General features: G+C 40.4%; 15 protein-coding genes, 21 tRNA genes and 3 rRNA genes. 37 read left to right on the top strand and 2 right to left on the bottom strand.

Translation table 11 applies throughout. The features are described 5' to 3' along the window. Window positions 1–406 precede the first annotated feature (406 nt). The 25 genes from RCG21_RS32040 (at window position 407) to RCG21_RS31920 (ending at window position 10,377) form a co-directional block, all read left to right on the top strand. Window positions 407–1,956, top strand: a 16S ribosomal RNA gene (locus RCG21_RS32040). 193 nt (window positions 1,957–2,149) lie between these two features. Continuing rightward, a 23S ribosomal RNA gene (locus RCG21_RS32035) occupies window positions 2,150–5,085 on the top strand. An 88-nt stretch (window positions 5,086–5,173) separates the two neighbouring features. Then, a 5S ribosomal RNA gene (gene rrf, locus RCG21_RS32030) occupies window positions 5,174–5,290 on the top strand. Together the 16S, 23S and 5S rRNA genes with 21 tRNA genes alongside form the textbook arrangement of a ribosomal RNA operon. Before the next feature lie 41 nt (window positions 5,291–5,331). Then, a tRNA-Glu gene (locus RCG21_RS32025) sits at window positions 5,332–5,406 on the top strand. 39 nt (window positions 5,407–5,445) lie between these two features. After that, window positions 5,446–5,518: transfer RNA gene (locus RCG21_RS32020), tRNA-Val, on the top strand. Window positions 5,519–5,538: 20 nt separating this feature from the next. After that, a tRNA-Thr gene (locus RCG21_RS32015) sits at window positions 5,539–5,614 on the top strand. Between the two features lie 19 nt (window positions 5,615–5,633). Continuing rightward, window positions 5,634–5,709: transfer RNA gene (locus tag RCG21_RS32010), tRNA-Lys, on the top strand. Between the two features lie 35 nt (window positions 5,710–5,744). Then, window positions 5,745–5,829, top strand: a tRNA-Leu gene (locus tag RCG21_RS32005). Between the two features lie 7 nt (window positions 5,830–5,836). Further along, window positions 5,837–5,911, top strand: a tRNA-Gly gene (locus tag RCG21_RS32000). Window positions 5,912–5,915: 4 nt separating this feature from the next. Continuing rightward, window positions 5,916–6,004, top strand: a tRNA-Leu gene (locus RCG21_RS31995). 34 nt (window positions 6,005–6,038) lie between these two features. Continuing rightward, window positions 6,039–6,115: transfer RNA gene (locus RCG21_RS31990), tRNA-Arg, on the top strand. Between the two features lie 10 nt (window positions 6,116–6,125). Then, a tRNA-Pro gene (locus tag RCG21_RS31985) sits at window positions 6,126–6,202 on the top strand. A 22-nt stretch (window positions 6,203–6,224) separates the two neighbouring features. Further along, window positions 6,225–6,297, top strand: a tRNA-Ala gene (locus tag RCG21_RS31980). A 19-nt stretch (window positions 6,298–6,316) separates the two neighbouring features. Continuing rightward, a tRNA-Met gene (locus RCG21_RS31975) sits at window positions 6,317–6,390 on the top strand. A gap of 14 nt (window positions 6,391–6,404) precedes the next feature. After that, window positions 6,405–6,478, top strand: a tRNA-Ile gene (locus RCG21_RS31970). A gap of 7 nt (window positions 6,479–6,485) precedes the next feature. After that, a tRNA-Ser gene (locus RCG21_RS31965) sits at window positions 6,486–6,578 on the top strand. A 17-nt stretch (window positions 6,579–6,595) separates the two neighbouring features. Continuing rightward, window positions 6,596–6,669 (top strand) — tRNA-Met (locus RCG21_RS31960). A 5-nt stretch (window positions 6,670–6,674) separates the two neighbouring features. Next, window positions 6,675–6,748, top strand: a tRNA-Asp gene (locus RCG21_RS31955). 46 nt (window positions 6,749–6,794) lie between these two features. Beyond that, window positions 6,795–6,867 (top strand) — tRNA-Phe (locus RCG21_RS31950). Between the two features lie 13 nt (window positions 6,868–6,880). Beyond that, a tRNA-Trp gene (locus RCG21_RS31945) sits at window positions 6,881–6,954 on the top strand. A gap of 10 nt (window positions 6,955–6,964) precedes the next feature. Next, a tRNA-His gene (locus RCG21_RS31940) sits at window positions 6,965–7,040 on the top strand. 15 nt (window positions 7,041–7,055) lie between these two features. After that, window positions 7,056–7,127: transfer RNA gene (locus RCG21_RS31935), tRNA-Gln, on the top strand. Window positions 7,128–7,135: 8 nt separating this feature from the next. Next, window positions 7,136–7,217 (top strand) — tRNA-Leu (locus tag RCG21_RS31930). Window positions 7,218–7,239: 22 nt separating this feature from the next. Then, window positions 7,240–7,313, top strand: a tRNA-Gly gene (locus RCG21_RS31925). 2,203 nt (window positions 7,314–9,516) lie between these two features. After that, a complete protein-coding gene (locus RCG21_RS31920; RefSeq protein ID WP_308914463.1) occupies window positions 9,517–10,377 on the top strand; it encodes a hypothetical protein in 861 nt (286 codons plus the stop codon). Between the two features lie 563 nt (window positions 10,378–10,940). Here the strand turns inward: RCG21_RS31920 and RCG21_RS31915 are convergent. Continuing rightward, window positions 10,941–11,402 carry a YozF family protein gene (locus RCG21_RS31915; protein ID WP_308914462.1) on the bottom strand — a complete coding sequence of 154 codons (462 nt, stop codon included), beginning with the start codon at window positions 11,400–11,402 and terminating at the stop codon, window positions 10,941–10,943. A 306-nt stretch (window positions 11,403–11,708) separates the two neighbouring features. On the opposite strand from RCG21_RS31915, the gene RCG21_RS31910 reads away from it, so the two are divergent. The 12 genes from RCG21_RS31910 to RCG21_RS31860 all read left to right on the top strand — a co-directional run bounded on the left by RCG21_RS31910 (window position 11,709) and on the right by RCG21_RS31860 (window position 19,138). Beyond that, window positions 11,709–11,996, top strand: a complete 288-nt coding sequence (locus RCG21_RS31910) for a hypothetical protein (RefSeq protein WP_308914461.1) — start codon at window positions 11,709–11,711, stop codon at window positions 11,994–11,996. A 136-nt stretch (window positions 11,997–12,132) separates the two neighbouring features. Continuing rightward, the gene (locus RCG21_RS31905; protein ID WP_308914460.1) at window positions 12,133–12,603 is read left to right on the top strand and encodes a GNAT family N-acetyltransferase; all 471 of its coding nucleotides are present in this window, start codon (window positions 12,133–12,135) and stop codon (window positions 12,601–12,603) included. A gap of 230 nt (window positions 12,604–12,833) precedes the next feature. Beyond that, the gene (locus RCG21_RS31900; RefSeq protein ID WP_308914459.1) at window positions 12,834–13,115 is read left to right on the top strand and encodes a hypothetical protein; all 282 of its coding nucleotides are present in this window, start codon (window positions 12,834–12,836) and stop codon (window positions 13,113–13,115) included. A 334-nt stretch (window positions 13,116–13,449) separates the two neighbouring features. Further along, window positions 13,450–13,878 carry a hypothetical protein gene (locus RCG21_RS31895; protein WP_308914706.1) on the top strand — a complete coding sequence of 143 codons (429 nt, stop codon included), beginning with the start codon at window positions 13,450–13,452 and terminating at the stop codon, window positions 13,876–13,878. Window positions 13,879–14,496: 618 nt separating this feature from the next. Continuing rightward, a complete protein-coding gene (ltrA, locus tag RCG21_RS31890; protein WP_308914458.1) occupies window positions 14,497–15,411 on the top strand; it encodes a group II intron reverse transcriptase/maturase in 915 nt (304 codons plus the stop codon). Between the two features lie 5 nt (window positions 15,412–15,416). Next, on the top strand, window positions 15,417–15,788 hold the full coding sequence (locus RCG21_RS31885; protein WP_308914705.1) for a group II intron maturase-specific domain-containing protein: 372 nt from the start codon (window positions 15,417–15,419) through the stop codon (window positions 15,786–15,788). A 182-nt stretch (window positions 15,789–15,970) separates the two neighbouring features. Next, the gene (locus RCG21_RS31880; RefSeq protein WP_308914457.1) at window positions 15,971–16,582 is read left to right on the top strand and encodes a hypothetical protein; all 612 of its coding nucleotides are present in this window, start codon (window positions 15,971–15,973) and stop codon (window positions 16,580–16,582) included. A 56-nt stretch (window positions 16,583–16,638) separates the two neighbouring features. Further along, on the top strand, window positions 16,639–17,154 hold the full coding sequence (locus RCG21_RS31875) for a hypothetical protein (protein ID WP_308914456.1): 516 nt from the start codon (window positions 16,639–16,641) through the stop codon (window positions 17,152–17,154). 429 nt (window positions 17,155–17,583) lie between these two features. Further along, on the top strand, window positions 17,584–17,823 hold the full coding sequence (locus RCG21_RS31870) for a hypothetical protein (protein ID WP_308914704.1): 240 nt from the start codon (window positions 17,584–17,586) through the stop codon (window positions 17,821–17,823). A 116-nt stretch (window positions 17,824–17,939) separates the two neighbouring features. Beyond that, window positions 17,940–18,422 carry a DUF4367 domain-containing protein gene (locus RCG21_RS31865; protein WP_308914455.1) on the top strand — a complete coding sequence of 161 codons (483 nt, stop codon included), beginning with the start codon at window positions 17,940–17,942 and terminating at the stop codon, window positions 18,420–18,422. Between the two features lie 22 nt (window positions 18,423–18,444). Further along, window positions 18,445–18,678 (top strand): DUF5316 domain-containing protein, encoded by a 234-nt coding sequence (locus RCG21_RS33695; protein WP_372512785.1) that lies wholly within the window; start codon window positions 18,445–18,447, stop codon window positions 18,676–18,678. Between the two features lie 181 nt (window positions 18,679–18,859). Continuing rightward, entirely contained in the window at window positions 18,860–19,138 is a 279-nt protein-coding gene (locus RCG21_RS31860; RefSeq protein WP_308914454.1) for a hypothetical protein, read from the top strand. A 169-nt stretch (window positions 19,139–19,307) separates the two neighbouring features. Here the strand turns inward: RCG21_RS31860 and RCG21_RS31855 are convergent, their stop codons facing one another. Then, complete coding sequence (locus RCG21_RS31855) at window positions 19,308–20,543, bottom strand: IS110 family RNA-guided transposase (protein ID WP_308914354.1); 1,236 nt, start codon at window positions 20,541–20,543, stop codon at window positions 19,308–19,310. Window positions 20,544–20,628 lie beyond the last annotated feature (85 nt).

Raw genomic sequence — 20,628 nt, 5'->3', positions numbered from 1 at the left:
CATAAAGATGTACCACAATCGGCACTACAGATGAATGTTATAGAATCTGAAAAAATTCTGTTGCAAGTTAGCACCCACGGTGTTATATTAATAAAGTCGCTTCCAGAAAGAGTGGATTGGCAAACAAGATTAGAAAAAATCCTCTTGATTTGAGATGGATAACCTGATACAATGTAAAAGTTGCTCTTAAAAATAGTGCGAAAATCAATCGAAATTGGAAATAATTGATGGTTGATAGAATTTAAGGAATTTAAGGAATTTGATAAAGTAATATTCCTGTCACTTTTTATAAGTGCTATTGTTCTTTGAAAACTAAACAAACAAAAACGTCAACAAACAATAATAATCATGTTTCTACTATTATATAGAGAACATGAGCCAACGTAACAAATGAGCTAAATCAACTTTCTTGGAGAGTTTGATCCTGGCTCAGGACGAACGCTGGCGGCGTGCCTAATACATGCAAGTCGAGCGAATCAATAGGAGCTTGCTCCTGTTGGTTAGCGGCGGACGGGTGAGTAACACGTGGGCAACCTGCCTGTAAGACTGGGATAACTTCGGGAAACCGGAGCTAATACCGGATAATCCTTTTCCTCTCATGAGGGAAAGCTGAAAGTCGGTTTCGGCTGACACTTACAGATGGGCCCGCGGCGCATTAGCTAGTTGGTGAGGTAACGGCTCACCAAGGCGACGATGCGTAGCCGACCTGAGAGGGTGATCGGCCACACTGGGACTGAGACACGGCCCAGACTCCTACGGGAGGCAGCAGTAGGGAATCTTCCGCAATGGACGAAAGTCTGACGGAGCAACGCCGCGTGAGCGATGAAGGCCTTCGGGTCGTAAAGCTCTGTTGTTAGGGAAGAACAAGTATCGGAGTAACTGCCGGTACCTTGACGGTACCTAACCAGAAAGCCACGGCTAACTACGTGCCAGCAGCCGCGGTAATACGTAGGTGGCAAGCGTTGTCCGGAATTATTGGGCGTAAAGCGCGCGCAGGCGGTCCTTTAAGTCTGATGTGAAAGCCCACGGCTCAACCGTGGAGGGTCATTGGAAACTGGGGGACTTGAGTGCAGAAGAGGAAAGCGGAATTCCACGTGTAGCGGTGAAATGCGTAGAGATGTGGAGGAACACCAGTGGCGAAGGCGGCTTTCTGGTCTGTAACTGACGCTGAGGCGCGAAAGCGTGGGGAGCAAACAGGATTAGATACCCTGGTAGTCCACGCCGTAAACGATGAGTGCTAAGTGTTAGAGGGTTTCCGCCCTTTAGTGCTGCAGCTAACGCATTAAGCACTCCGCCTGGGGAGTACGGCCGCAAGGCTGAAACTCAAAGGAATTGACGGGGGCCCGCACAAGCGGTGGAGCATGTGGTTTAATTCGAAGCAACGCGAAGAACCTTACCAGGTCTTGACATCCTCTGACACTCCTAGAGATAGGACTTTCCCCTTCGGGGGACAGAGTGACAGGTGGTGCATGGTTGTCGTCAGCTCGTGTCGTGAGATGTTGGGTTAAGTCCCGCAACGAGCGCAACCCTTGATCTTAGTTGCCAGCATTCAGTTGGGCACTCTAAGGTGACTGCCGGTGACAAACCGGAGGAAGGTGGGGATGACGTCAAATCATCATGCCCCTTATGACCTGGGCTACACACGTGCTACAATGGATGGTACAAAGGGCTGCGAAACCGCGAGGTTTAGCCAATCCCATAAAACCATTCTCAGTTCGGATTGTAGGCTGCAACTCGCCTACATGAAGCCGGAATCGCTAGTAATCGCGGATCAGCATGCCGCGGTGAATACGTTCCCGGGCCTTGTACACACCGCCCGTCACACCACGAGAGTTTGTAACACCCGAAGTCGGTGGGGTAACCGTAAGGAGCCAGCCGCCTAAGGTGGGACAGATGATTGGGGTGAAGTCGTAACAAGGTAGCCGTATCGGAAGGTGCGGCTGGATCACCTCCTTTCTAAGGATAATGCAGTCCTCATGGACTGATAAGAAGTTGACCGTTTCTTGTTTGTTTAGTTTTGAGGGAGCAATTCTCTCAAAGCTTTTTTTAATCGTTCTTTGAAAACTAGATAATCGTAAGAAGAAGTAACCAAGTAAAAACCGAGTAATCGCCATTTTAGTTTTTCTCTCTAATTTTAGAGTAAAACCTAGGTTAAGTTAGAAAGGGCGCACGGTGAATGCCTTGGCACTAGGAGCCGATGAAGGACGGGACTAACACCGATATGCTTCGGGGAGCTGTAAGTAAGCTTTGATCCGGAGATTTCCGAATGGGGGAACCCACTGTTCGTAATGGAGCAGTATCTTTATCTGAATACATAGGATAATGAAGGCAGACCCGGGGAACTGAAACATCTAAGTACCCGGAGGAAGAGAAAGCAAACGCGATTCCCTGAGTAGCGGCGAGCGAAACGGGAACAGCCCAAACCGAAAGGCTTGCCTTTCGGGGTTGTAGGACACTCAACATGGAGTTACAAAGGAACGGGGTAGATGAAGCGATCTGGAAAGGTCCGTCATAGAAGGTAAAAACCCTGTAGTCGAAACTTCGTTCCCTCCTGAGTGGATCCTGAGTACGGCCGGACACGTGAAATCCGGTCGGAAGCAGGGAGGACCATCTCCCAAGGCTAAATACTCCCTAGTGACCGATAGTGAACCAGTACCGTGAGGGAAAGGTGAAAAGCACCCCGGAAGGGGAGTGAAATAGTTCCTGAAACCGTGTGCCTACAAGTAGTCAGAGCCCGTTTATGGGTGATGGCGTGCCTTTTGTAGAATGAACCGGCGAGTTACGATTACATGCAAGGTTAAGTTGATGAGACGGAGCCGCAGCGAAAGCGAGTCTGAATAGGGCGTATGAGTATGTGGTCGTAGACCCGAAACCAGGTGATCTACCCATGTCCAGGGTGAAGTCCAGGTAACACTGGATGGAGGCCCGAACCCACGCACGTTGAAAAGTGCAGGGATGAGGTGTGGGTAGCGGAGAAATTCCAATCGAACTTGGAGATAGCTGGTTCTCTCCGAAATAGCTTTAGGGCTAGCCTCACGAAGTAAGAGTCTTGGAGGTAGAGCACTGTTTGGACTAGGGGCCCTCATCGGGTTACCGAATTCAGACAAACTCCGAATGCCAATGACTTATCCGTGGGAGTCAGACTGCGAGTGATAAGATCCGTAGTCAAAAGGGAAACAGCCCAGACCACCAGCTAAGGTCCCAAAGTATACGTTAAGTGGAAAAGGATGTGGAGTTGCTTAGACAACCAGGATGTTGGCTTAGAAGCAGCCACCATTTAAAGAGTGCGTAATAGCTCACTGGTCGAGTGACTCTGCGCCGAAAATGTACCGGGGCTAAACGTATCACCGAAGCTGTGGGTGGACACCATTAGGTGTCCGCGGTAGGAGAGCGTTCTAAGGGCGTTGAAGCTAGACCGTAAGGACTGGTGGAGCGCTTAGAAGTGAGAATGCCGGTATGAGTAGCGAAAGATGAGTGAGAATCTCATCCACCGAATGCCTAAGGTTTCCTGAGGAAGGCTCGTCCGCTCAGGGTTAGTCGGGACCTAAGCCGAGGCCGAAAGGCGTAGGCGATGGACAACAGGTTGATATTCCTGTACCACCTCTTTATCGTTTGAGTGATGGGGGGACGCAGGAGGATAGGGTAAGCGCGCTATTGGATATGCGCGTCCAAGCAGTTAGGCTGAGAAGTAGGAAAATCCGCTTCTCGCGAAGGCTGAGCTGTGACGGCGAGGGAAATTTAGTACCGAAGTTCCTGATTCCACACTGCCAAGAAAAGCCTCTAGCGAGATAAAAGGTGCCCGTACCGCAAACCGACACAGGTAGGCGAGGAGAGAATCCTAAGGTGAGCGAGAGAACTCTCGTTAAGGAACTCGGCAAAATGACCCCGTAACTTCGGGAGAAGGGGTGCTCTTTGAGGTGAATAGCCTCGAAGAGCCGCAGTGAATAGGCCCAGGCGACTGTTTAGCAAAAACACAGGTCTCTGCGAAGCCGCAAGGCGAAGTATAGGGGCTGACGCCTGCCCGGTGCTGGAAGGTTAAGAGGAGGGGTTAGCGCAAGCGAAGCTCTGAATCGAAGCCCCAGTAAACGGCGGCCGTAACTATAACGGTCCTAAGGTAGCGAAATTCCTTGTCGGGTAAGTTCCGACCCGCACGAAAGGCGTAACGATCTGGGCACTGTCTCAACGAGAGACTCGGTGAAATTATAGTACCTGTGAAGATGCAGGTTACCCGCGACAGGACGGAAAGACCCCATGGAGCTTTACTGTAGCCTGATATTGAATTTTGGTACAGCTTGTACAGGATAGGTAGGAGCCGTAGAAGCCGGAGCGCTAGCTTCGGTGGAGGCGTCGGTGGGATACTACCCTGGCTGTATTGAAATTCTAACCCGCACCCCTGATCGGGGTGGGAGACAGTGTCAGGTGGGCAGTTTGACTGGGGCGGTCGCCTCCTAAAGAGTAACGGAGGCGCCCAAAGGTTCCCTCAGAATGGTTGGAAATCATTCGCAGAGTGTAAAGGCATAAGGGAGCTTGACTGCGAGACCTACAAGTCGAGCAGGGACGAAAGTCGGGCTTAGTGATCCGGTGGTTCCGCATGGAAGGGCCATCGCTCAACGGATAAAAGCTACCCTGGGGATAACAGGCTTATCTCCCCCAAGAGTCCACATCGACGGGGAGGTTTGGCACCTCGATGTCGGCTCATCGCATCCTGGGGCTGTAGTCGGTCCCAAGGGTTGGGCTGTTCGCCCATTAAAGCGGTACGCGAGCTGGGTTCAGAACGTCGTGAGACAGTTCGGTCCCTATCCGTCGTGGGCGCAGGAAATTTGAGAGGAGCTGTCCTTAGTACGAGAGGACCGGGATGGACGCACCGCTGGTGTACCAGTTGTCTTGCCAAAGGCATCGCTGGGTAGCTATGTGCGGACGGGATAAGTGCTGAAAGCATCTAAGCATGAAGCCCCCCTCAAGATGAGATTTCCCATAGCGTCAAGCTAGTAAGATCCCTGAAAGATGATCAGGTTGATAGGTCAGAGGTGGAAGCATGGTGACATGTGGAGCTGACTGATACTAATCGATCGAGGACTTAACCAAGTCATATGTATCATATGAAGGTGAACTCGTTTTTACAAACTTCTTCTGCTTTATCTAGTTTTGAGGGAATGATACCTCAAATAAATAGTCTGGCAATAATGGCGAGAAGGTCACACCCGTTCCCATACCGAACACGGAAGTTAAGCTTCTCAGCGCCGATGGTAGTTGGGGGCTGTCCCCCTGTGAGAGTAGGACGTTGCCAGGCTAAGCCCCTTTAGGGGTATTTATTTTGCTGAAATTTAAATTGGCCCGTTGGTCAAGCGGTTAAGACACCGCCCTTTCACGGCGGTAACACGGGTTCGAATCCCGTACGGGTCACCAAAGTTTTTTCGCGACAGTGAAAATAGCTGTCATTATAATGGAGGATTAGCTCAGCTGGGAGAGCATCTGCCTTACAAGCAGAGGGTCGGCGGTTCGATCCCGTCATCCTCCATCATAAATTATTTAAATTGTGCCGGTTTAGCTCAATTGGTAGAGCAACTGACTTGTAATCAGTAGGTTGGGGGTTCAAGTCCTCTAGCCGGCACCATTTATTTTTTTGTTTTTTTGAGCCATTAGCTCAGTCGGTAGAGCATCTGACTTTTAATCAGAGGGTCGAAGGTTCGAGTCCTTCATGGCTCACCATAGTTTTTTGCGGTAGAAGAATAACTTTCAATACTGCGGGTGTGGCGGAATTGGCAGACGCACCAGACTTAGGATCTGGCGCCGCAAGGCGTGGGGGTTCGACTCCCTTCACCCGCACCATTCTTATGCGGAAGTAGTTCAGTGGTAGAACACCACCTTGCCAAGGTGGGGGTCGCGGGTTCGAATCCCGTCTTCCGCTCCAATTTGCCGGGGTGGCGGAACTGGCAGACGCACAGGACTTAAAATCCTGCGGTAGGTGACTACCGTACCGGTTCGATTCCCGTCCTCGGCACCAAGTTTTTTGCGCAAGCAAAATAACTCTCAAAAATGCGCCCGTAGCTCAATTGGATAGAGCGTCTGACTACGGATCAGAAGGTTATGGGTTCGACTCCTTTCGGGCGCGCCATTGTTTTTTACGGGAAGTAGCTCAGCTTGGTAGAGCACTTGGTTTGGGACCAAGGGGTCGCAGGTTCGAATCCTGTCTTCCCGACCAGTCAAAATGATATTAATAACATGGGGCCTTAGCTCAGCTGGGAGAGCGCCTGCTTTGCACGCAGGAGGTCAGCGGTTCGATCCCGCTAGGCTCCATTCATTTTTTATTATAAATGGCGGTGTAGCTCAGCTGGCTAGAGCGTACGGTTCATACCCGTAAGGTCGGGGGTTCGATCCCCTCCGCCGCTATTAAAATTACTAATGGACCCTTAGCTCAGCTGGTTAGAGCAGACGGCTCATAACCGTCCGGTCGTAGGTTCGAGTCCTACAGGGTCCATTTATATGGAGGAATACCCAAGTCTGGCTGAAGGGATCGGTCTTGAAAACCGACAGGCGGGTCAAACCGCGCGGGGGTTCGAATCCCTCTTCCTCCTCCATAAAATTTTATTATTATCGCGGGGTGGAGCAGTCTGGTAGCTCGTCGGGCTCATAACCCGAAGGTCGCAGGTTCAAATCCTGCCTCCGCAATATATGGTCCGGTAGTTCAGTTGGTTAGAATGCCTGCCTGTCACGCAGGAGGTCGCGGGTTCGAGTCCCGTCCGGACCGTACTTTTATCCCAGTAGTATTACTACTGTTGATATAGATTTTGTGTGGCTCAGTAGCTCAGTCGGTAGAGCAAAGGACTGAAAATCCTTGTGTCGGCGGTTCGATTCCGTCCTGAGCCATCTTTTTATATGGAGGGGTATAGTTTAAAGGTAGAACGAAGGTCTCCAAAACCTTTGGTGTGGGTTCAATTCCTACTACCCCTGCCATATTATTATGGCGGTTGTGGCGAAGTGGTTAACGCATCGGATTGTGGTTCCGACATTCGTGGGTTCGATTCCCATCAGCCGCCCCATACTATTTGTAACATTGGGTTATAGCCAAGCGGTAAGGCAACGGACTTTGACTCCGTCATTCGTTGGTTCGAATCCAGCTAGCCCAGCTTTATATGCCGGTGTGGCGGAATTGGCAGACGCGCACGACTCAAAATCGTGTTCCTTCTGGAGTGTCGGTTCGACCCCGACCACCGGTACTAGGTTAAAAAAATATTATTTGCGGGTGTAGTTTAGTGGTAAAACCACAGCCTTCCAAGCTGTTGTTGTGGGTTCGATTCCCATCACCCGCTCCATCTTGATAGAGTTAAAGAACATTTTATTATGGGCCTATAGCTCAGCTGGTTAGAGCGCACGCCTGATAAGGGTGTAGGTCGGGTAACCGGCGCGAGGGTTCAAATCCCTCCTTCTCCGCCATTCTTATAATGGGCCAATGGTTCAGCTGGATAGAGCGTACGTTCTGAGGTTCGAATCCTCTAAGGCACGTAACAACAACTTTAAGCAACTAAATAGTGTCAAAGGTTTAACTACATTAGGGGATAGCTAAAGGTAATCTAATCTGATTGAAATTCCTGATAAAGTCGTTCAACAAGTCAACTTCCAAATACAATGTTTGGAGGTTTTTTATTAGCCCAAAAAGACAGGTATTTTTGACGTTTCCATTAAAGCGGAAATCAAAAGGAATGGATACTGAGAAAGCATTAGAAATCATTCACTGACAAATGACATTGAATGGATATCGTGAAGAGACATTGAATGATTACATTTAAATTTTCAATCATTATCTCAAACCTACGAAAGTTAAATATTTAGATAAATAACGGTAAATATGATTTATAAATGGTTGGGTAGCATGAACGTATCAGCAACCTTCAAAAGCAGACAATTAAAATGTCTGAAGTCAGTGTTTTTTAAATGTTTTAACAATGGGTGGCTGCTATATAAAGTTTTGGTTATCGGTACAAATCAAACTTGATAAGAAGGTCAATCAGGTGCAAAACAAAAGAATTTAAACGTATTGGTATCATTATTAGCAATCTCAATATTTATCAATCTACGAGATGTAGTAACAATATTGACGTTATATAAAACAGGTGACCGTATCAATCTATTAGGGCAAACCAGGTAGTACCACATTGACTTCGATAACGGATTGTTAACCCTTGATGTTCCATAAAGAATAATTACAAGGGTTTGAAATGGCCATTAGACTATCAGTTAGAGGGCGGCAATGGATATTTTTTATGACTAGTAAGAGCCGCCCCAATGAAGATCAATAAGGATTGGTGGTTTATTTTCATATACAATTTGGAAATTTCCATTCAGTTATTCAGGGTTTTATCAGGTACTGCACCTCTAACATTCGACAACCTTCTTATACATCTGACTTGAAAAAGCCAGATTTACAAAAGGGTTTTTCCGAATTAATCAAACGTTTGATTGATAAGAATATTTGTCGAAATGCATTAAGGATTGCAATCATATAGCCCTTGTTAATAGAGCATCATCATAAAAGGTTAGCTACTAGTGAAATCGTTTTAATCCTCTTCCTTTTTTAAACGTTTTTTAGCTTCCAGAACCAGACCGACCATTTCACCGAGTTTATTGAATGGTAAAGAGGCTTTATCCCAATTTTTTCATCTAGTGTATAGGTTAAGCATAGGGTGGTACGGCTTTATCATTTTCAAGATTGCTCATATGCTTTCGGCTTTTTTTGCCATAATGAGCAAGTTCATCCTGGGACAGATGTCTCACATTTCTTAATCTCTCTATTCTCCAATTGTTTCATTAGGTCCCCCAAAGAAATTCTCCTTTTTAAATCATTTCATAAATTCTAAAACTAATTTTCTCACGTACGAAGATTATATAGATTAACATAGGAAACATTGATGGATGAATGTTATTTTTGTCCTAGTTTTCGACAACTTTTTGGTATCTTTCCGTTAAGAAACCTATCTATTTTAAGGGCTTACTCGGTCTCTAATCAAACGTTTGTGTAGAAGCTCAATTTGTCGAAACTGGCGAAAATTTGTGACCTGTGTCATTTTTTAAAAATTTTGGGAGGTAAATCGCGAAATCGATACGGATTTCTTCGACAATAACTTTTCGCGGAAACTTGACAATGTTCTTTTATTAAAAGGCTTGTGGTAGTTTTAATCAAACGTTTGATTGGAAAAATGAGTATCAGAATTTGTCGGTTTGTAGGGATTAAGAATTTTGAAGATAAGCGCAATTGAAGCAATTGGCGACATCATATGTTATTGGAATGATAGATATATGCGTATCCCTGTGGTCAGTATTTGTCATAGCGATGTTGTGGGGCTATATTAAAATCTGGCTAACCTTATATTACGAACGGGTGGAAGAGTCAATGTCAAGATGTCAAATGGGCGGCTTTTCTTATTGTGCTAAAGGGGCAGGATAGTACAATAAGGATAAACTATCCTGTTGTCGAATCGATAATGGAGCAGTCAAAAAGTAAAAAGGATGGATAGAGGGATGGTAAAGAAAAAGCCTGATGAAGTTCATTTTATGTGTTATGGCTTTCAAACACCGAAGCACGTCAATGTAGTAGATGAATTTTTTCAAATTTTGAAAGAAACTGATGAATCATATTTGCCTAAAAAAATAAGCATTTGTGGTTCGGATAAAACTCTTTACTCAGTTGAAAATGCAAAAAAATTATGGATAAAATCAAGAGAAGAAATGTCATTTTATAATATTGATTTACATCATCCTAAATATACAGGTTCAATTAATTGGGGTCCAAGAAATGAAACTGAAATTTCACTTTGGATAAAAACAGATTTTATAACCAAAAAAAACGGAACAAGAAAATTTTTAGAATTGGCACAGAAGTTATTTCTTTGGTCAAATAGCGTATTTGGATTTACTTGTCATATCTCAAAACTTTGTGGTGCACCTGGTCCAGGGCTTACTTATAAGACCTGTCTTGGTGATATAGGTTGGATGACATTATTTGGTCTACCCTATGTTGAAATGTTTGGTAGAGAAGTTATTGAAACTGTTCCATGTAAAGTTGAAGAATTTGCTGAAAATTATTTTATGCTTTTAACATCAGACGAACCTGTAAGAAAGTCTCCAGAAATATTAGAAATTCAGGAAAAAGTTAAAATGCATTTAGGTGAAGATGCCTTTGATCGAAAAGACCCCCAAATAAGAATCCTTACTATGGAAGATCTAATTGCAGGAAAGAATATTACAAGTAGGGAAGGTTATCGCTCACCAGACTTGTCAGAGTATCTGACAGATTCAGAGGTGAAATGCGATGAAGGTCTTATAGCAATAGTTAATGAAGATGGTACCATCATCACGCATAAAATAAATCCAGAAAAGTAATCTTCCACTAGCGAGGTAAGATTGTGAAACATTACACTTAAAGTAACGGGTGCAAGAGTTAAAGGTCAAGCTATCATATTGGCAGCTTTTCTTATTGCTAAAATTGCAGTTTAGATGAAGAGGGTTAATTAAACAAGCAGAGAATTATTATGTATATAAATACACAGGGAATGATTTTAACGATGAAAAAGACTAGGACATATACACCTAAAGTGTTTAAAGAAAAACCGACCAAGGGAGAAAAAACTCGTTGGTCTATTTATAACTTGCTTTCAAGCTGTTTAGGAGTTGGTTGTGGAATCCCGTTACTTTTCTCTTTAACAGTAATAGGACTTGTGTTTTGGCTACTATAAAGGGATGGTGAAGGGGAGATTGTGAAATATTGTTCTTAAACTAAAGGGTGCAAGAGTTAAAGAACAGGGCTGTCGTCGCGACAGCTATTTCTTATTGTGCTAACGGGGCAGTTTAGTTGAACAAGAAATTATGATTAACGTCGCATTTGACCCATATTATTCACTTGAGAACGAGCCATAATCAAAAAAAAGAGGGAAATACCCTCTATGTTATTTTGAAAGTTGAAAAATGAACTGTTCTTTAAACTTTCGTTGGTCACTATTTTTATGTTTCCAAGTTACAGACACCATTAAAGCTGTTGCCTTAATATCTAAAGGAAAATTGGAATGATGAAACGATGGTTCTAAAAGCTTGTCTTCGTCGTTTTCGACAGTAAACAGTTCATAAAATGTTGACGCTGACTTAGGTAAATTTTTATATCCCTCAACCCTTACTAATTCAATATTTTCGTTACCAATATTTTTAATGTCTAGGCTGTATACATTATACAACGCTGGTCTTATAGACTTGTTGAGCTTTTGGTCACTATGGTCTGGCTTTCCAACAGTTACTTTCCATTGTTTTGTTTCTAGTGTCCGAGGCAAGTTTTCCAATACATTAGCTTCTGAGTCCTTTGGCATTACCATTGTAGATAAAATAAAAAATAAAAGAAATACTGCTATTTTTTTCACTGTGTCACATCCTTTTTTTAGATTAGTTTGGTGTTTGTTTAACCGATTCATTCAAACAAAATAGTAATAAATAATACGATTAAAATGTGCAGCAAATAAGAAGATGCTTCTTTAACTAACGGGTGCTTGAGTTCAGGAAGGATTGCTGCGGCAATCCTTTTTTGTTATTGTGCTAACTGGCAGGCTACTTCAAGAAGGAATGTATCTTTTCATCGGAGAATAATGTATTAAATTGAGTTGTTTTTAAAGCTAATTTATGATGTGGTTGCATTTATTTCTTTTAACTCCAAAAAAGTGGGTGACTCTATGGAGAAAATCGTGTGGATTAATGGTACTTATGAGGAAGATAATCGTATTTTTGATACCGATATTCAAGCAGAAGAATGGGTGGATGCCCTACTCCCTGATTTCGGTCCATATTTAATTAGTCAGATTAATGTTGGATATGCTACTCCTGATGAAAAGGTAATCAACTATCTAGAATACTTTTTACCTAAATGGGCTAGTTACAATAATTTAAAGATTAGTATCCATAGAGAGAAAACAATCATAGATGGTAAAAACATTTATAAAATTTGGACACAGCAAGTTTAAGCAAGATTGTGAAGGATTGTACTTAAACTATCGGGTGCAAGAGTTGTAGTTCAAGCTGTCATTTAGGCAGCTTTTCTTATTGCACTGTTTAATTCAATAAGCTTGTTATAATTTAATAAAAGGGGTGGGAGAAAATATGTTTAACTTGATTAAAAATGAATTAAATAAAATAGACATTGAAAAAGAAATTATGAATTCTAATGTGGAGTATAATTTAATTGCGTTTGATAAAGAGTTTCTTGAGCAAAATGATATTTTAAAAGAACATAAGGAAGCTGAGGAATTAGTTGTTGAGAGATACTTAGTAAAAAAAGGGGATGAGTATATAGGTATTCTTGATTATGGAATGTCTAGCCCTCGTCTTCAAAAACCTTGGTTAAGTTTACTTGTTATACATAAAAAATATCAAGGTTTAGGATATGCAAAAAAACTATATATGACATATGAAAAATTAATGAGAGATAAAAAAGTAAAATGTATTCAAATAGCAGTTCATTCTACAAATGAAAAAGCATTAAATTTTTGGACCTCACTAGGTTTTATTAAATTTAATGAGAGAACTTACGAAGGTAAGGTATTCTTTAGTTTTGAAAAGGAATTAAGTTGAAATTCCAAATAAAAATGGCACCCCTTATTCAACTATCGGGTACAAGAGTTTAAGATTGGGATGGCTGAGGCGATCCTTTTTTCTTGTGGCACTAAAGGGGCAGTTTAGTGAAAGAACATTTTCCCTTAAATAACAACATTTGTATATTTAAATCCCGTAAGAAAAGCGATTAGAATAGGGGTAGATAGTATTTAGAATACACCTTGATTGAGAGAGAAGGAGTTTATTGGATGTCTTCTTCAAAAAAGAAATGTATCAAAACCATTAGTGCCCTGATGTATATTTTAAAGCCTAATTTAAATTCTAAAATTTGGTTCACCGTTCCGTTATTAGGACCTCCCCTTAATCTTATTCTAACGCTATTTGGGATGAAGCATCAGCATCCATTTCTTTTAATAGTTTTCTCTGTTGTTTCTGTTTTCATCATTACTTGGATTTGGATTCATTATGCCAAGGAAGTAGCAGAATTTCGGCAAACAAAATATCTGTTGTGGGAGGAACTTTATCTCTAAAAAAAACAATCAAAAGGATTAAACCAAGAGGAAATAGAAAATAGGTTTAATGCAATTCTGGAAAAGTTTGAAACTTAAATTTTTTAAAATTTTAGGGAGTTAACCAACAAGTGCAAAAAATCTTATTCAACTAACGGGTGCAAGAGTTAAACAAGGTGTTGCGGCGGCGGCATCTTTTTTCAATTTCTGCTAACGTATCAGGTAGTTGAAGATTAAATGGTTTATTTATGTCATATAGGAGCAAACGAATCAGTTTGGTTTGGAGATGCGGATTGGTTGTTGTGGATAATATTAATTGACGCTGTGAAAAATAACTGTAAAAAAATTTATGGAAGTGAACATCTTGAAGAAAATAATTGTTTTCGTCACAATTTTATTAATATTTACCACAGATAACTTGGTTAAAGCTAAACCCCCAGAGCCAAAGGAAATTAAACCGTATGCAGAAGACTGGTATGTTACAACAGAAAATATAGTTCTCGATATTATGTTTCCTGTTATTGATAAGAGAGTAATAAAGGAATATGGAGGAAAAGAAGCTTCTGGTTTTGGCTGGCAGTATCGGGGAATTGTTAATATTGTTTATAATAACAATCATTCTTATGATATGTCCTTAAGAATTCAAGTTCCTGATACAAACAAAATACCTTTCAAATATGCGGAAGACATAGTTAAAGTAAGAGTATCTCCATCTTGTGATAGTCCTAAAATAGGATGTAGTCACGGTTTTAAGGTAGAAGTATTAGATTACCAACATAAGTAACAGGAAAAGGTGTTACCCTCAATTGGTAGCACCTTATTTGAATAGATCTTCTTCAACTAACGGGTGCAAGAGTTAAAGAATGGGATGGCTGCGGCGATCCCATTTTCTTATGTGCGCCCGGCATGGGCGATAACTTGGTGGTGAAAGTCCACTACAGGCTTGGCAGTAGGAACTGTTAGCCAATAGCAAGGGTGTCCACCGTGAGGTGGAATCTGAAGGAAGCTGGAGGCAAATTCTCGAACTGACGAACAGAAACTATATACAAGGCTGAATTGGGGAGGACGAATCTGCATAGCAAGATAAAGTCCAATACTGCCCGAACCCCATACAGTAAATATAGCAGTTACATGAGAAGAAGGTTATCGCTCTTACCCGGGGAGGTCTCACGAACGAGCGAACTCGCTCGGTTGAAAAAAGATTTATCGTGAGAAGTCAGCAGAGGTCATAGTAGTTTCCAGTGGAAATGAAGGACTGAACAATCTTAAATCTTGGAAAACAAGGAGGTGTAGGCACCCCGCCTAATCGCAGAAAACATCGCGGTATAGACCAAAAGATGGCTACCTATGAAGAAATAGGTTGGAAACCGAAGGTTACATAGGAGTGCGTAGGGATGCCAACATGGGTATGAAAGAACAAGATGGTATCAATTTAATCAATAAAGTTATCGCAAACGAGAATCTTTGGAACGCTTATGAAAAAGTGAAAAGTAACAAAGGAGCCCCCGGGGTTGATGGGATTACCGTATATCAATTGAAATCACATATGGAAAAATACTTACAACCTCTTAAACAGAAACTTATGGAGGGAACTTACCAGCCCCAACCTGTCAAAAGGGTTGCGATTCCAAAACCGGACGGTTCCAAAAGATATCTAGGAATACCATGTGTATTGGATAGAGTGGTACAACAAGCCATTCTCCAAGTAATTGAACCAATCATAGATCCATACTTCTCTGAGAATAGCTTTGGTTTTCGTAAAGGCAAGAATGCCCACCAGGCAATCAAACTTGCCGAACGGTATTATCAAGAAGGATACAGAGTAGTGGTGGACTGTGACTTGAAAAGTTATTTTGACACAATTCATCACCAAAGAGTTAGAGCTTATTTAGAGGAGTTCATTTCGGATAAAATTGTCCTTAAACTGATTTGGAAATTTCTTCGTTCAGGCATTCTTGACAAAGATATTTATATCGAAACCACAGAGGGAGCACCGCAAGGTGGTCCGTTATCCCCGATTCTAGCAAATGTCTATTTGAACAATCTGGATAGAGAACTAGAAAAGAGAGGGCACCGTTTTATTAGATATGCGGATGACTTCGTCATCTATGTCAAAAGTAAACGTGCAGGCGAAAGGGTAATGGACAGCGTTGCAAGCTACATCGAGAAAGACCTCGGACAAGTTATAAACCAAAAGAAAAGTACAGTGTGTGGTGCAACTTCGGCTACATTCCTTGGGTTCAATATACATAACCTCATGGGAAAGTCGGTTGCCGACCAAGTGAGTCGGCAAAACAACGATTTAAAAATAAACTAAGGAAAATAACCGGTCGAAAATGCCCGGGTGAGTTCAAAGAAATCGTAACGAAAATAAACCAAGTAACCATAGGGTGGATTAACTACTACGGGATATCCCGAATGAAGAAATTCATTGTAAAAACTCAAAAATGGTTAAATCACCGACTCAGACAACTCATCTGGAAGAGATGGAAAAAGCTAAGTACAAAGTACAGGATGCTTCGTAAATATGGAATTAATCATGATGATGCCATGAAATTAGCAAACTCCCGTAAGGGATACTGGCGGATATCTAAAAGTGAGATTCTGCATCAAGCGATAACAAAAGAAAAACTCACAAAATGGGGATTAAAAGATATATCCCAACTTTATGAGTTACGATACTTAAAAGATTGAACCGCCGTATACGGAACCGTACGTACGGTGGTGTGAGAGGTCGGGGATTAAATTTCCCCTCCTACTCTATTGTGCTAACGGGGCATATAGTTCAATAAGAAATGAAACCACACATCTAAATATTTCGTCTAGTATATGAAAAAAATAGTAATTTCCACATATATTAATAGGGAGGTCCTTTTTTGAAGGAGAAAAAAGAATCTAAAAGGCATTTTAATAAATTTATTACCTTTACACTTATCGTTGGTTTAATTGTTGCATTTTTTTCGGTTCTTTCAGATAATTTGCCATATTTAAGAGATGGTTCAACAGTTTTAGAACTAGTAATTTCGTATTTAGCAGTAATGATTAATTCCTTACCAATGTGGTTTATTTTAGCAATGCTAGTTGGATATATTTTCGCGAGGAACATTAGGGAGGCTGCAATATTTGGAGCCATTTTTACAATTTGCACTATTACATTTTACTTTGTGATTGGGGATTTATATACGGATACGGAAGTCCCATTATCATTTAAATATCAAACAACCGTTTTTGTGAGTTGGTACGGAGCGTCAGCTATCGGCGGGATCTTTGGTGGAATTACTGGACTTTTAATAAAGAAAACACCTTATGTCTTACTTATATTACTTGTCGGGTTATTATTGCAGTTGGTTGTGAATGGTATAAGAAGCTGGGGTGACTTTGTAGGTATTGCACAAAATGTTACATATTGTCTAATGATTATTAGCATTGTTATTTATTTAGGGATTACGAAGAAAATGAAGAAAAATATTATTTTAGAACGTGAATAGATGCACTTAAAGTAAAGAGTGCTTTCCTTAAATAACATCCAAGCAGGGAGACGTGTATGAAAGAATTCATTATTGCTGAATTAGGTAAATTAATGGGACTAAAATTACAGGATGCAGGAAGAGCATCTAACCTATTTTGGCTGGGGTTTGGGGATATGATTCCAATCACTAGAAGAGGAAAAACCCAAGTATCAGCAGAATACGCACTTCATATTCAATGTTCTTGGAGAATTACCTTAAATAATAAAATTGTTGTAGCTTCACGGGATTTCTATTCTCCAAGCTCGCAATGGGATGGAGACATTGAAGACTTCGATTGGGATATGCAAGGTAAGAATAGATTTGATGAACGAATTAAAACTTTTATAAAGGACAAAGGACAATACCTGGTAAAGAACATTGAATCTGATGATATTGGTGGATTAAAGGTCATTTTATCAGAGGGTTACAAACTAGAAGCATTTCCAGATAGTTCGGAAGATGATGATCAAGGCGAATACTGGAGGTTCTTTAATCGAAAAGATAATAGTCCTCATTTTGTTGTTTCTGGAATGGGAATTGAAAAGGTTTGAAGTTTAACTTTGTGAAGAGATGTACTTAAACTATCGGGTGCTAGAGTTGAAGATCAAGCTGTCAATTTGGCAGCTTTTCTTTTTGCACTAAATGGCAGGTTACTTGAAGAAGGATTATGCGATTACAGTGGAGAATTTACAGCTTTAAGTAGGTAAATCGACAATATAATTTTAAAAGGGGAAATGTAATGAAACGTGTTTTTATTGGTATATTGGTAATAATGGTTATCCTTATAGGACTGTATTACTTGACTACTACTGGTGCTTAATTTTTTTACATACTTATTCAAGTAACGGGTAGCTTGAGTTAAAGAATGGGGTTGCTACGGAAGCTCTTTTTCTTGTTCTGCTAACGAGCAGGATTGTTAAATAAGGGAATAGTGAAATTTACGATAAAGTTTAATCGTGGAGGTGTGTAAGCGAGTGGAAATGAGAAGTTTTATTCTACATGGTGATATTCTCTCGGTTGAAGTAAAAATAGATGAAAATGAATATAGGTTCGGCGTGCGATGGAAAGCACCAAAAAAACCTTACGGTGATACTTGGATATTGGAATATTACGGTAACAAGTTGACAGGAGAAAAGGATTTATCAAAAGAAAAAATCGCAGAGTTTCTAAACACTATCAATGCTAATTGGAATTGGAATATGGATGACTTCAAAAAATAATGTTATTCAGCTAACGGGTGCGAGAGATGAACAAACGGTAGCAGGTTGGTACAATAATTAGTCTCTGGTTTGGAGAAACTACTTCCTGAAATTTGAATTAAAATGGAGGTAGCAAATTGGTATTTTTAATTCGTTTGTTCGTTTTTCAAATCCTGTTATATAGTTACCCATTAATAAGTAAAGCTGAAGGAATTAAGTATAATCACAACTGTAAAACTATATCCGAAATAAAGAAAGAAGTTGACTTTACTGTTTTAACCCCAAAAAAGATTCCCGATGATTGGACATTGGATACCAAAACATCCCCTTGGCTAATGCTACATTACATGGACAGTAAGGATACAAAGTTGATGGTCGCTATTCATTTGAGAAGAGGTTATCAATTATCCAATGACGATTTTCCTTATAGACTGCAAGTTGATATCAACGGAAACAAAGGTTATTTTCAGGAATGGGACGACAGTGGTGAAGTTGATAAAAATGGAGACATCATTACTGGTGGCTTACTGAATTGGGTACAAAATGGTACTTCTGTTGAGATGAATAGTTTTAGATTATCGAAAGAACAAATGTTAGAAATAGCAAGGTCAATGAATTAAGCTAAATAAAGTTTGTGAAGAAATGTACTTAAACAAACGGGTGCAAGAGTTAAAGAACAGGGCTGTCGGAATTATCTCATTGATATTAGGAGCTTTGTTATCTGGAGCATTCTTGGATGGGGATAGATTGGGAAGAAATCTACAATCTGAATCAAAAGAAGATAGAAAACAAAGATTTTTACAAACTAATTCTATATTGTTAATAGGATTACCTAATTTATTAATTGCAGCGGTTTGCTTTTTTTTAATGAAATAAATGAATTTTAGTTACCAACTCCCATTGTTTGTTAAATTATCGGACGCAAGAGTTAATACGGGGATCGCTGCGACAGTCTTTTTCTTATTCAACTAAAGAGGGCAGGTTAGCGAAATAAGAATTACAGTATCTTTTCACTGGATTATTATGGTGAATTTATTTAAAGAGGGGGAGGAGCATAATGTCAAAAGAAAAGTTAATCAGTTTAATTGTTGTGGGTTTTATATTAGTAATAGGTGGACTTGTAATGATTTTTTCAAGTGTTAATTTTGGAACATCATTTGCAGACTCTTGGTTAACGGGGCGTGGTGGGGCAGATACAGGTATTTACCAAATTATTCTTAAAAGCTATATAAATAACTTTTTAGTAGCAGGAGGTATTTTATTTGGATTTGGAATGATGATAGTTGTCTTAATTTATTATAAGTTTCAAAATACAAATGGGGAAAATATCCAATGAAATACAAAGAGTTATTCATCGTCTTATTAAGCTAAACCAGCTAATAGTTTGTCAACATTTTTCACTGAAAATCTTTAATTACCCATGTTATACTAAAAATGCGCATGCCAAATAACCTTCCGTCAAACGGTTACTGGAAGGTTTTTCTGTTTTTAGTTAGATATAGTTCTTAAGCGATATCTTGGAAAGTGGTCTTGTTTTTTAATATGGCAAATATCCAATGTAAAAGCTTATTAACACAAGCAATAACTGCTACTTTATACAATTTACCTTCACTGCGTTTCTTATCGTAAAATTCTCTTAATCTCTTATTTCTAGGGATGATCTCATCACTTGTTTTCTTTTTACGAGCGTCACGTATTCCAGCACGGACAGCCAAATACAAGGCATGCCGTAGTCTGCTTGAACCACGCTTTGTAATTCGTATTAATGTGGCTTTAAATTTACCAGATTCAAATACTTCTGGATCAACTCCAGCGAATGCGACCAGCTTTTTTGGATGATTAAACCGGTCTATCTCACCAATCTCGGAAATAATCGTTGCCGCGATTTTTTCACCAATACCAGGGATAGATTGGATAATCTTATATTCTTCAATTTCCTTAGCGAGAGTATCTATCTCTGTTTCTAACTTTGATAGATACTCTTTATATTGAAGAAGCATATTAATATACATACTCATGCTTATTAAATGACTTTTGTATAAAGTTTCTTGAAATGGATTTCGAGCTGCGGCATTCTTAAGTTTTTGTGTCTTTTCTTGTACCCATTTTTTTGATCCATGTTTATATAACTGTTTTATACCATCAGCCAACTCATCTTCACTAGCAGCCAAGATATCTTGGGATGTAGGATATTTTTGCAGGGTAAGTAAAGATACTACAGAGTATAACTCACCAAAAACTCCCTTATATTCAGGAAATACTTGATCTAATACAGCTTGAAATTGTAATTTGGTTTGTACATATATCTCGGTTATATTTGCATGTTGCCTAGTAAGATTACGCAGATTTAATAGTCGTATTCCACGCTTTTTATAGGGCTCTAATTCCTCTTTATAGTAAAGCTCGCAGAGCCGATAAGCATCAACTGCATCTGTTTTCACTTTTCGTAAACTTGAACTTTTGGCTCTATGGGAAATCAATGGATTGATGATTATTAATAAATAATTTCGATCCTCCAAATACTGAACAACTGGCGCATGATAATGCCCCGTAGCCTCTAATACAACCGGAGGTTGTTTACCAGTTACATCTTTTATCTCCTTAAGAAACTTAAGTAATGATCCTAAACCTCCGAGATCATGCTTGATGCTAAAGCTTTTACGATAAGGTTTTCCTTTATCTAAAAATCCTTGAACTTCACTTTCCCCTTTTGATATATCCAGACCAACGACTGGATTCATTCCAGATCTCCTCCAAATAATTAAATTACCGGTTACCCCTAATTCCTCTTGCAGTATCATAGCTTCGCTTGTTATGCGAGATCGT

It is taken from the genome of Bacillus salipaludis (genome assembly GCF_030938565.1).
In the GTDB taxonomy this organism is placed as follows: domain Bacteria; phylum Bacillota; class Bacilli; order Bacillales; family Cytobacillaceae; genus Neobacillus; species Neobacillus salipaludis_A.
This window is presented reverse-complemented; position numbering and strand designations above follow the sequence as displayed.